The sequence below is a fragment of the Pantoea sp. UYEF8 genome (assembly GCF_040546285.1).
Lineage (GTDB): Bacteria > Pseudomonadota > Gammaproteobacteria > Enterobacterales > Enterobacteriaceae > Pantoea > Pantoea brenneri.
This window is the reverse complement of record NZ_JBEPNM010000005.1, coordinates 198,773-210,447: the sequence shown is the minus strand read 5'-3', so window position 1 is coordinate 210,447 and position 11,675 is coordinate 198,773. Positions and strand designations below refer to the sequence as shown.

General features: G+C 56.8%; 11 protein-coding genes. 4 read left to right on the top strand and 7 right to left on the bottom strand.

Going from position 1 to position 11,675, the window contains the following annotated elements:
* Position 1 precedes the first annotated feature (1 nt).
* The 5 genes from argD to ppiA form a co-directional block, all read right to left on the bottom strand.
* Complete coding sequence (gene argD, locus ABIB18_RS12400) at positions 2-1,222, bottom strand: bifunctional acetylornithine/succinyldiaminopimelate transaminase (RefSeq protein ID WP_354474215.1); 1,221 nt, start codon at positions 1,220-1,222, stop codon at positions 2-4.
* Positions 1,223-1,303: 81 nt separating this feature from the next.
* Entirely contained in the window at positions 1,304-1,879 is a 576-nt protein-coding gene (locus ABIB18_RS12395; RefSeq protein WP_354474214.1) for an aminodeoxychorismate/anthranilate synthase component II, read from the bottom strand.
* Between the two features lie 41 nt (positions 1,880-1,920).
* Positions 1,921-2,514 carry a putative adenosine monophosphate-protein transferase Fic gene (locus tag ABIB18_RS12390; RefSeq protein ID WP_031376800.1) on the bottom strand — a complete coding sequence of 198 codons (594 nt, stop codon included), beginning with the start codon at positions 2,512-2,514 and terminating at the stop codon, positions 1,921-1,923.
* The gene (gene ficA, locus ABIB18_RS12385) at positions 2,504-2,674 is read right to left on the bottom strand and encodes a FicA/YhfG family antitoxin (protein WP_089562387.1); all 171 of its coding nucleotides are present in this window, start codon (positions 2,672-2,674) and stop codon (positions 2,504-2,506) included. The genes ABIB18_RS12390 and ficA overlap by 11 nt, the downstream gene beginning before the upstream one ends.
* A 98-nt stretch (positions 2,675-2,772) precedes the next feature.
* Positions 2,773-3,345: a peptidylprolyl isomerase A gene (ppiA, locus tag ABIB18_RS12380; RefSeq protein WP_031376799.1), complete on the bottom strand. Its 573-nt coding sequence runs from the start codon at positions 3,343-3,345 to the stop codon at positions 2,773-2,775.
* Between the two features lie 260 nt (positions 3,346-3,605).
* Here ppiA and tsgA point away from each other — a divergent pair, with 260 nt between their 5' ends.
* Positions 3,606-4,784, top strand: a complete 1,179-nt coding sequence (tsgA, locus tag ABIB18_RS12375) for an MFS transporter TsgA (protein ID WP_031376798.1) — start codon at positions 3,606-3,608, stop codon at positions 4,782-4,784.
* Positions 4,785-4,819: 35 nt separating this feature from the next.
* On the opposite strand, the gene ABIB18_RS12370 is transcribed toward tsgA, so the two are convergent.
* A complete protein-coding gene (locus ABIB18_RS12370; RefSeq protein WP_069729410.1) occupies positions 4,820-6,097 on the bottom strand; it encodes a cytosine deaminase in 1,278 nt (425 codons plus the stop codon).
* Positions 6,098-6,317: 220 nt separating this feature from the next.
* On the opposite strand from ABIB18_RS12370, the gene nirB reads away from it, so the two are divergent.
* Genes nirB through cysG form a run of 3 tightly spaced genes read left to right on the top strand, consistent with a single transcriptional unit; the run spans position 6,318 to position 10,594 of the window.
* Positions 6,318-8,855 (top strand): nitrite reductase large subunit NirB, encoded by a 2,538-nt coding sequence (nirB, locus tag ABIB18_RS12365; RefSeq protein ID WP_279857171.1) that lies wholly within the window; start codon positions 6,318-6,320, stop codon positions 8,853-8,855.
* Positions 8,855-9,181 (top strand): nitrite reductase small subunit NirD, encoded by a 327-nt coding sequence (gene nirD, locus ABIB18_RS12360; protein ID WP_031376795.1) that lies wholly within the window; start codon positions 8,855-8,857, stop codon positions 9,179-9,181. The genes nirB and nirD overlap by 1 nt, the downstream gene beginning before the upstream one ends.
* Positions 9,182-9,229: 48 nt before the next feature.
* Positions 9,230-10,594, top strand: coding sequence for a siroheme synthase CysG (gene cysG / locus ABIB18_RS12355; protein ID WP_354474213.1), 1,365 nt, complete (start codon positions 9,230-9,232; stop codon positions 10,592-10,594).
* Between the two features lie 65 nt (positions 10,595-10,659).
* Here cysG and trpS read toward each other — a convergent pair whose 3' ends face one another.
* The gene (gene trpS / locus ABIB18_RS12350; protein WP_031376793.1) at positions 10,660-11,664 is read right to left on the bottom strand and encodes a tryptophan--tRNA ligase; all 1,005 of its coding nucleotides are present in this window, start codon (positions 11,662-11,664) and stop codon (positions 10,660-10,662) included.
* Positions 11,665-11,675: the final 11 nt, after the last annotated feature.

Genomic DNA, 11,675 nt, shown 5'->3' with positions numbered 1-11,675 from the left:
ATCAGCCGGTAATCACCTTGCCGACGGCGGTGGCGAAGCGGCGCATACCCTCTTCGATGTCGGCGGGTTCGATGATCAGCGAAGGTGCAAAACGCATCACGTCCGTGCCGGCCACCAGCACCATTACCCCTTCAGCGGCTGCCGCATTGAGGATATCGCGCGCCTTGCCGGCATGCTGAGGCTTCAGCGCCGCGCCAATCAGCAGGCCTTTGCCGCGAATATCACTGAACAGATCGTACTTCGCATCAATCGCCTGCAGCGCGCTGACAAACTGCTGACGCCGGACGCCAACGCCTTCCAGCACTGCCGGGGTATTGATGATATCCAGCGCGGTCTCGGCAATGGCGCAGGCCAGCGGATTGCCGCCGTAGGTGGTGCCGTGCACGCCAGGGGCCATGGTGGAGGCGATCTCATGGGTAGTCAGCATGGCGCTGACCGGGAAACCGCCACCCAGCGCTTTGGCCGAGGTCAGAATATCGGGCTGCACGCCATAGTGCTCATAAGCAAACAGCTTGCCGCTGCGTCCCATACCGCTCTGCACTTCATCCAGCACCAGCAGTGCCTGGTATTGATCGCACAGTTCACGCAGCCCGTGCATAAACTCTTCGGTTGCGGGCACCACGCCGCCCTCACCCTGAATCGGTTCGACCACGATAGCGCAGGTGTGATCGTCGATAACCGCCTTAACCGCAGCCAGATCGTTGAACGGCACGTGGACGATATCGGCAGGTTTAGGGCCAAAGCCATCGGAATATTTTGGCTGTCCGCCGACCGTCACGGTAAACAGCGTCCGGCCGTGGAAAGCATTGTGGAAGGCGATGATCTTACTTTTGAACGGGCTGTGACGTTTGCAGGCGTAATAGCGTGCCAGCTTGAACGCCGCCTCATTCGCTTCTGCACCGGAGTTGGCGAAAAACACCCGCTCGGCAAAGGTGGCATTGATTAACTTGCTGGCGAGACGCAGTGCCGGTTCGTTGGTGAAGACGTTACTGGTATGCCACAGCGTTTCGCCCTGGCTTTTCAGCGTTTCCACCAGCGCAGGATGGCAATGGCCGAGCGCAGTCACGGCGATGCCGCCCGAAAAGTCGATATATTCTTTGCCCTGCAGATCCCAGACGCGGCTGCCCTTGCCTTTGACCGGCACGAACTGCGCTGGTGCATAAACAGGCAAAATAACGTTATCGAACGTTTCCCGTGTGACCGCAATTTTTTCGGCTGCCATTAGTGACCCCATTTGAATGATTGTTGTACTGCTGTGAAATAATAATCACAAAATATGCATAAAAAATCACTCAAAGGCAAACTATTGCGACAGGAAATTGCGCAGCAGCTGGTGTCCCTGCTCGCTGAGAATGCTTTCAGGATGGAATTGCACCCCTTCCAGTGCCAGGGTTTTATGGCGGATGCCCATGATCTCGTCGGGCTGTCCGTCACGCAGGCTCCAGGCGGTGACCTCAAAGACGTCAGGCAGCGTATCGCGTTTTACGATCAATGAATGGTAACGGGTAACGGTGAGGAGATTATTCAACTGGCGGAACACGCCGCTGTTGCTGTGCTGAATCAGCGAGGTTTTACCGTGCATCACCTGACGGGCGCGCACGACCTCGCCGCCCCAGGCCTGCGCAATCGCCTGATGTCCGAGGCAAACGCCCAGCACCGGCAGGCGTCCGGCAAAATGGCGAATCGCCGCCAGTGAAATGCCGGATTCGTTGGGGGTACAGGGTCCCGGGGAAATCACCAGATGGGTCAGCGGCAGCGCATCCATCTGCTGCAGGGTGATGGCATCGTTGCGCACCACCCGAACCTGCGCGCCCAGCTCGCAGAAATATTGATAGAGATTCCAGCTAAAGGAGTCGTAGTTGTCGATCAGCAGCAGCATGACTAATCCAGAGTGGTTACCAGCGCCGCTATTCTACGCGGTTACGCCGGCTCGCTCACCACTTTCGCAAAAACCTGCTCCAGCAGCTGCAGGTCGCCTGCAACGCCTGCCTGATTCGCCACTCGCCAGCTTTCGGCATCGATCGCCTCCCACGCCAGCAGATAACCGGCATGCAGCGCCAGCTGCTCGAAAAAGATGCGTTGCGCGCGGCCATTTCCTTCACGGAAAGGATGCAGCACGTTGATTTCGCAGTAGTAGTGGGCAATACGCTGTACAAAGGCGTCACGCGGCAGGTCGGCGAGGCCATTTTCCTCTTCCAGCGCCGCCATCAGGGCATTCCCCTCTTTTTCGATATATTCGAAATGGCAGAACGGCGTCTCATCGCGCCAGATATCGATGGTACGCAACTCACCGGCCCAGCTGTAAACATCCTGGAACAGCGTACGGTGGATCAGCTGCAGCCACGGCAAGCCGGCATTACGCGGCCCTAACTCCAGCGTCGCCAGACGGGCAGCACTGAAGCTCAGCTCTGCTTTACGCAGCTGTGCCGCGTCATGAATATCGAGCAGATTCTTCAGCACGTTGTCGTTGTGCCACAGGTAGGGATCCTGGCTGACCGCGATATTAGAGACCATATTGCCTCCTCAGCGAAGCCAGACGTGCCGCCGCCTCGTCGCCTTTTACCGCGGGTTCATTGTGGCTGAAGCCTTCCAGCCGACAGCTAGCCTGATAGCTGGCGCTGCGCCGCTGTTGCCACAATGTGGCCTTTTGTTTCTCGGTGAGTTTGTTCGCCATGTCGCCTCCTGCTCAGGTTTTGCCCTAAGTATAAGAGCATTTTCTGGCTTTGCCGGATGCGGGAAAGCGCCGCCATCGACAGATGGCGGCATGAAGCATTAAGGCAGAACTTTAGCGGAGAGGATAACTACCGGTTTAGACGGGACATTCTGGTAAGGACCGACATCTTTGGTCGGTACCTGAGAAATTTTTTCAGCCACATCCTGACCTTTCACAATCTTACCGAATACCGCATAGCCAAAATCACGCTGGCCATGGTCGAGGAAGGCGTTATCGGCCACGTTGAGGAAGAACTGGCTGGTGGCGCTGTCTTTATCGGCGGTACGGGCCATTGAGATGGTGCCGCGCAGGTTACGCAGGCCGTTATCCGCCTCATTTTTGATCGGCGCATTGGTCTGCTTCTGCTGCATGTCGGTGGTAAAGCCGCCGCCCTGCACCATAAAGCCTGGGATCACGCGATGAAAAATGGTGTTGTTGTAGAAGCCACTGTTGACGTAATCAACAAAGTTTTTCACCGAGACCGGCGCTTTTTGGTCATTCAGTTCGAGTTCGATATTGCCGGCGGAGGTGGTGAGCAGAACATGGGTATCGCCTTTTGCGGCCAGGGCCGAGGCAGAAACAGATGAGAGCGCTAACAGGGTAATTGCCGCTGTTAAAGTACGTTTAAACATGAAAGATTCCTTACCTTGGAGAGCTAGCTCAAAAACGTGATTGATTGTAAAGAGCATGTAATACAAGAGCCAGCGTTTTACCTATATTTACGCTGCGGCTTAAAAAGCGCGAGCAATCGATAAAACCCGGCAAATGCGTGATTAAAATCACACAACACATGAAATGTAGATCTCCAGTTTCACTGGTTGTTTATTAAGATCACAGTTCCGTTTACACTTTCTGACACTTTTTGCCACCGGTTTCCTAACAGGTTCAGAACATGACAAACCGTAATCGTATCGGCCTTACCTGGATAAGCTTCTTTTCGTATGCGCTTACCGGCGCATTGGTAATCGTTACCGGCATGGTAATGGGCGATATCGCGAAAGATTTCCAGATCCCCATCTCCAGCATGAGTAACACCTTCACCTTCCTGAACAGCGGGATCCTGGCCGCCGTTTTCCTCAATGCCTGGCTGATGGTGATCGTGCCACTCAAGCGCCAGCTGATTTTCGGTTTCGTCCTGATGGTGCTGGCGATCATTGGCTTAATGACCAGCCGCGATCTCAGCATCTTCTCGCTCTGCATGTTCGTGCTGGGTGTGGTCAGCGGCATTACCATGTCGATCGGGACGTTCCTGATTACCCACATGTATGAAGGTCGCCAGCGCGGATCACGTCTGCTGTTTACCGACTCCTTCTTCAGCATGGCGGGCACGCTGTTCCCGGTGCTGGCAGGTATCCTGCTGGCACGTCAACTGCCATGGTACTGGGTTTATGTCTGCATCGGCTTCATCTATGTGGCGATTTTCATCATGACGCTGTTTGTCGAGTTCCCGGTACTGCGCAAGCCGGAAAACAGCCCGACAGTTGAAAAGGAAAAATGGGGCGTTGGCGTGCTGCTGCTCGCGGTTGCCGCCCTGTGCTACATCCTCGGTCAGCTCGGTTTTATCTCGTGGGTACCGGAATACGCCACCAAAGTGATGGGCATGAATATCGATAATGCCGGACAGCTGGTTGGCAGCTTCTGGACCGCCTATATGGTCGGAATGTGGGCGTTCAGCTTCCTGCTGCGCTTCTTCGATCTGCAACGTATCCTGATGGTGCTGGCTGGCCTGGCGACGCTGCTGATGTACTGGTTCGTCAGCAGCCAGGATGCCGGTATGCTGAAGTGGATCATCATGGTTCTGGGCTTTAGCTCCAGCGCGATTTACACCACCATCATCACGCTCGGCTCGCTGCAAACCAAAGTAGCTTCACCAAAATTGGTGAACTTCATTCTGACCTGCGGCACCGTCGGCACCATGCTGACCTTTGTGGTTACCGCGCCTATCGTCGAGAAGAGCGGCGTGCACACCGCGCTGGTCACCGCTAACGGTCTGTATGCGGTGGTGTTTGTCATGTGTGTCCTGCTGGGACTGGTGACCAAACATCGTTCGCACGGTCACGTCACCCATTAATCTCGCCGGGCGGCGATCCTTCGCCGCCCTGCTTGTCAGCGCCGGAAGTCGACGCGCTCCTGCTCCCGCCAGTAAATCTCACTCTCAGCCGGTCTGGTTGCCGCAATCACTTCACCGCGACGCAGTGAATAGCGCACCGGAACCTGTCTTCTTACCGCATCAAAGCCGCTCTCGGCAGGCAGAATGATCAGGCTGGCCTCGTGGCCGCTCTGAATACCGTAGCCGGAAAGCTGCAGAGTTCTGGCACTGTTATGGGTAATCAGATCTAAGCCGGCATCAATCTGTTCGTAACCCATCAACTGGCAGACGTGCAATCCCATATGCAGCACCTGCAGCATGTTCGCGGTGCCCAGCGGATACCAGGGATCAAACACATCATCGTGCCCGAAGCAGACGTTAATCTCCGCCTCCAGCATCTCTTTCACCCGCGTAATGCCGCGCCGCTTAGGATAGTGGTCGAAACGGCCCTGCAGATGAATGTTAACCAGTGGATTAGCGACAAAATTAATGCCTGACAGTTTTAACAGACGGAACAGCCGCGAGGTGTAGGCACCGTTATAAGAGTGCATAGCGGTAGTGTGGCTGGCGGTGACCCGCGCGCCGTTACCGTCACGATGCGCCAGCGCCGCCACGGTTTCGACAAAGCGCGACTGTTCATCGTCAATCTCATCGCAGTGCACATCAATCAGCTTGTCGTAGCGGTTGGCCAGCGCAAAAGTTTTGTGCAGTGACTCAACGCCATATTCGCGGGTGAATTCGTAATGCGGAATCGCCCCGACGACATCTGCGCCGAGCCGCAATGCTTCTTCCAGCAACGCTTCACCATTGGGATAAGAGAGAATGCCCTCCTGCGGAAAAGCGACAATCTGCAGGGTTATCCACGGTGCCACCTCTTCTTTCAGCTCCAGCATCGCTTTTAACGCGGTCAGGCTGGGGTCGGAGACGTCGACATGGGTACGGACAAACTGAATACCGTTGGCGATCTGCCATTTCAGCGTCTGCAATGCCCGCTGCTTCACGTCCTGATGACTGAGCAACGCCTTGCGCTCAGCCCAGCGCTCAATGCCTTCAAATAGCGTACCGGACTGATTCCAGGTCGGTTCACCGGCAGTCTGGGTGGTATCAAGATGAATATGCGGTTCAATGAACGGCGCACAGGCGAGGCCGCCCTCACCGTCCAGCGATGCCTCCACCGGCGTCGCCTGCTGCGGCTGGGGAGTGATACGGGCAATGTGACCGTCGGCAATTTCAATCTGCCATAAGCCCTCTCGCCAGGGTAAACGCACGTTATTAATCCACTTAAGTGAAACCATTAGCCGCTCCTTTTCCGGTTAACCGTCTGCGGTTAAAACTAGCACGATTCACCGCGTCGCGGACAACGCCCTTAACCCCTTTACAGGCTTACCGGATAAAGTTAATTCAAATCAACCACCTACCTCTAAATAGGTATATGAAGGAGCGGTTGATGTATATCAATGAGCGCCAGAAATGGCGCGCTATTGTAGCCGCAGATATCGTAAATTTGAGGCAAAAATGAGCAAGCACAATGTCGTCATTATCGGTAACGGCATGGTCGGGCACCGTTTTATAGAAGAATTACTTGAGAAGGCTGAACCTGACCAGTTTTCGCTAACCGTCTTTTGTGAAGAGCCGCGTGTCGCCTACGATCGTGTCCACCTTTCCGCCTACTTCTCTCACCACACAGCCGAAGAGCTATCTCTGGTTCGCGACGGGTATTATGAGCGGCATCAGGTCAACCTGCTGCTGGGTGAACGCGCCATTACCATCAACCGCGACGAGAAGCTGATTCACTCCAATACCGGCCGCGCGGTGCATTACGACACGCTGGTGTTCGCCACCGGATCTTATCCGTGGATCCCGCCGATTAACGGCGCAGAAGGCAGCGACTGCTTTGTCTACCGCACCATCGAAGATCTTAACGCTATCGAAGCCTGCTCGCGCCGCAGCAAACGCGGTGCGGTAATCGGCGGTGGACTGCTGGGACTGGAAGCGGCGGGCGCGCTGAAAAATCTCGGCGTCGAAACCCATGTGATTGAATTCGCGCCGGTGCTGATGGCTGAACAGCTCGATCAGCAAGGCGGCGAGCAGTTACGCCGTAAAATCGAGCAGATGGGCGTGCGGGTACATACCGGTAAAAATACCCAACAGATCCACCATCATGAAAACGGCGGTAAAACGCTGCAATTTGCCGATGGCAGCGAGCTGGAGGTCGATTTCATCGTCTTCTCGACCGGTATCCGGCCGCAGGACAAGCTGGCAAAACAGTGTGGATTAGCACTGGGGCCGCGCGGTGGCATCGCCATTAATGATCAGTGCCTGACCAGCGATAGCGACATCTACGCCATCGGTGAATGCGCCGCCTGGCAGAACCGGGTCTACGGACTGGTAGCACCAGGCTACAAAATGGCGCAGGTCGCCAGCGATACCCTGCTGGGCCGCCCCAACGCCTTCACCGGTGCCGACATGAGCGCCAAACTGAAATTGCTGGGTGTCGATGTGGGCGGCATTGGTGATGCGCGTGGCACCACGCCAGGCGCACGCAGTGTGGTGTGGCTGGATGAGAGTAAATCGATCTACAAACGTTTAATTCTCAGCGAAGATCAGCAAACCCTGCTCGGCGCAGTGCTGGTGGGCGATACCAGCGACTACGGCAACCTGCTGCAGCTGGTGCTGAATGCGATACCGCTGCCCGCCAATCCGGAAGCGCTGATTTTACCGGCCGGCAGCGGCGAAAAACCGGCCATCGGGGTCGACTCGCTGCCCGACAGCGCACAAATCTGTTCCTGCTTTGACGTCAGCAAAGGCGACATCATTAACGCGGTACAGGCTGGCTGCCACACGGTAGCGGCGCTGAAAAGCGCCACCCGCGCCGGCACCGGCTGCGGCGGCTGTATTCCATTGATTACTCAGGTACTGAACAGCGAACTGAGCCGTCAGGGAATTGAGGTCAATAACCATCTTTGCGAACACTTCGCTTATTCGCGTCAGGAGCTGTATCACCTGATTCAGGTCGAAGAGATCAAGACGTTTGACGATTTGCTGGCGAAATATGGTCAGGGCTACGGCTGTGAAGTGTGTAAACCGACGGTCGGTTCCCTGCTCGCTTCGTGCTGGAATGAGTATGTGCTCAAGCCACAACATGCCCCGCTACAGGACAGCAACGATCTCTATCTCGGCAATATCCAGAAAGACGGTACCTATTCGGTGATCCCGCGTTCGCCGGGCGGTGAAATCTCGCCGCAGGGATTGAAAGCGGTGGGCGATATTGCCGAACGCTACCAGCTCTACACCAAAATTACCGGCTCGCAGCGCATCGGCATGTTCGGTGCCCGCAAAGAGGATTTGCCCGCCATCTGGTCTGAGCTGATTGCTGCGGGCTTTGAGAGCGGCCAGGCCTACGCCAAAGCGCTGCGCATGGCAAAAACCTGTATTGGCAGCACCTGGTGCCGCTATGGCGTGGGCGACAGCCTCGGCTTTGGCGTGATGCTGGAGAATCGCTACAAAGGCATTCGCACCCCGCATAAAATGAAGTTTGGCGTCTCCGGCTGTACCCGCGAGTGTTCGGAAGCCCAGGCTAAAGATGTCGGCATCATCGCCACCGAAAAAGGCTGGAATCTCTACGTCTGCGGCAACGGCGGCATGAAACCGCGCCATGGTGATCTGCTGGCAGCGGATCTCGATCAGCAGACGCTGATGACCTATCTCGACCGCTTCATGATGTTCTATATCCGCACCGCCGATCGCCTGCAGCGTACCTCAACGTGGCTGGAGAGTCTGGAAGGCGGTATCGACTATCTGCGTAAAGTGATCGTTGACGATAAGCTGGGCCTCAACAGCCATCTCGAGCAGGAAATGAAGCGGCTGCGTGCCAGCGTCCACTGCGAGTGGAAAGCTACGCTCGAAGAGAACAGCAACCTGACGCACTTCGCTCACTTTATTAACTCATCGCAGCGCGATCCGGCGATACAGGTGGTGGCCGAACGCGATCAGCATCGTCCGGCGCGCCCTGAAGAACGCATCGCCGTCACCCTGATTGAGGAGACTGAATAATGAGCCAGTGGAATGCAGTGTGTCAGCTGACACAAATCCTGCCCGCCACCGGTGTTTGCGCACTGGTGAAAGGTCAGCAGATTGCTATCTTTCGTCCACGGAACGATGAGCAACTGTATGCCATCAGCAATATCGACCCGTTTGCCGAGGCCAGCGTGTTATCGCGCGGCATTATCGCCGAGCATCAGTCAACGTTATGGGTCGCCAGCCCGCTGAAAAAACAGCACTTTCGTCTTTGCGATGGCTATTGCATGGAAGATGAAACGCGCTCAGTGGCAGCGTATCCGGTGCGGGTGAATGCGGGCCAGGTCGAAGTCTGTCTCTGATTCCCGTCTACTGCCCGCCGCTGGCGGGCTTTTTTTTGAGGACCGCTTATGGACTATTTCCCGCTGTTTTGTCGGCTGCAGGGCAAACGTTGCCTGCTGGTCGGCGCGGGCGAAGTGGCTGAGCGCAAAGCCCGCCTGCTGCTGGAGGCCGGGGCCGATCTGTGGGTTGGCGCACGCGACTTCTCGCCCGCCTTCCGGCAATGGGCGCAGCAGCAAGCCGTGACCCTGTTGCCCGGCGAGTTTGATCCGCACTGGCTGACCGATTGCTGGCTGATAGTAGCCGCCACCAACGATGATGCGGTCAATCAGCAGGTGGCAGCGGTGGCCGAACGTCAGCGAATTTTCTGCAACCTGGTCGATGCGCCGCAACAGGCCAGCGCCATCATGCCCTCCATCATTGACCGTTCGCCGCTGATGGTGGCGGTCTCATCGGGTGGCCGTGCGCCGGTGCTGGCCCGCTTACTGCGGGAGAAACTGGAAGCAATGTTGCCGCAACATCTGGGCCAACTGGCGCAGCGGGCAGGCAGCTTACGGGCGCGGGTAAAGCAGCAGTTTGCATCGATTGCCGCACGCCGACACTTCTGGGAGCGTTTTTTTAGCAGTGAACGGCTGGCGCAAACCCTGGCAAACGGCGATGGCGAACGTGCTCAGCAGTTAACTGAGGCGCTGTTTGCGGCGGATTTGCCGACGCAGGGTGAAGTGACGCTGGTGGGTGCCGGTCCCGGTGATGCCGGTTTGCTGACGCTGAAAGGGCTGCAGCAGATCCAGCAGGCAGATATCGTGGTGTATGACCGGCTGGTCTCTGAACAGGTGCTTAACCTGGTGCGACGCGATGCCGAGCGTATCTTTGTCGGCAAGCGCGCCGGTCACCACTGCGTACCGCAGGAGGCGATCAACCAGCTGTTGCTGGAGCAGGCGCAGCGCGGTAAACGGGTGGTGCGGCTGAAAGGCGGCGATCCGTTTATCTTTGGCCGCGGTGGCGAAGAGCTGGAGATGCTGGCGCAGCACCAGATCCCGTTCAGCGTGGTGCCCGGCATCACGGCGGCCTCAGGCTGTGCGGCGTACAGCGGCATTCCCCTGACCCACCGCGATCATGCACAAAGCGTCAGGCTGGTCACCGGGCATCTGCAGAAAGAGGGAACGCTCTGCTGGCAGACGCTGGCGGCGGAGCAGCAAACGCTGGTGTTTTATATGGGGCTGGCGCAGGCCGCAGAGATTCAGCATCAGCTGCTGCAGCACGGTATGCGCAGCGATATGCCGGTCGCGCTGGTAGAAAACGGTACCAGCCCCCGTCAGCGCGTGGTCACCGGCACCCTGACCGAACTGGCAGCGCTGGCGCAACAGGTCAGCAGCCCGAGCCTGATGATCATCGGCAGCGTGGTCAGCCTGCGCGATAAGCTGCGCTGGTTTTAACGGTTGAGCAACGCATAAGAAAACGGCGGGCTATAAGCCCGCCGTCTGTGCTGTTGGCAATGCCGTTACGGCATGGCGACAAAGCCGACTGCTTCGTAGACTTTCTTCAGGGTTTCCTGCGCCTGGGCACGGGCTTTCGCCGCACCGTCACGCATCACCTGCTCCAGCAACGCGTCGTCGTTACGGAAACGATGGTAGCGTTCCTGCAGCTCGGACAGCATGCCTGAGACCGAATCCGCTACCGCCCCTTTCAGGTGGCCATACATCTTGCCTTCGAACTCCTGCTCCAGCTCAACGATGCTTTTTCCGGTCACACCCGACAAAATATCCAGCAGGTTAGAGACGCCCGCTTTCTCTTTCACGTCGTAGCGCACCACTGGCGGCTCTTCGGAGTCGGTTACCGCGCGCTTGATTTTCTTCACGACCGATTTCGGATCTTCCAGCAGGCCGATCACGTTATTACGGTTTTCATCCGACTTGGACATTTTCTTCGTCGGTTCCAGCAGCGACATGACGCGCGCGCCTGACTTCGGAATAAACGGCTCTGGCACTTTGAAAACGTCGCCATACAGCGCATTGAAGCGATGGGCGATATCGCGGCTCAGCTCCAGATGCTGTTTCTGATCTTCACCAACCGGGACCTGATGGGTCTGATAGAGCAGAATATCAGCCGCCATCAGCACCGGATAGTCGAACAGGCCGGCATTGATGTTCTCTTCGTAACGCGCCGACTTATCCTTGAACTGCGTCATACGGCTGAGTTCACCGAAATAGGCGTAGCAGTTAAGGATCCAGCTCAGTTGGGTGTGCTCTGGCACATGCGACTGAACAAAGATGGTGCTCTTTTGCGGATCGATACCGCAGGCGAGATAGAGCGCCAGCGTATCCAGCGTGGCTTTACGCAACGCGACGGGATCCTGTCGAACGGTAATGGCGTGCAGATCGACGATGCAGTAAATGCAGTGGAAATCATCCTGCATCTGCACCCACTGACGCAGCGCACCCATATAGTTGCCAATGGTCAGTTCGCCGGACGGCTGTGCGCCGCTGAAAACAATGGGTTTGCTCATGCTTAAGTCCT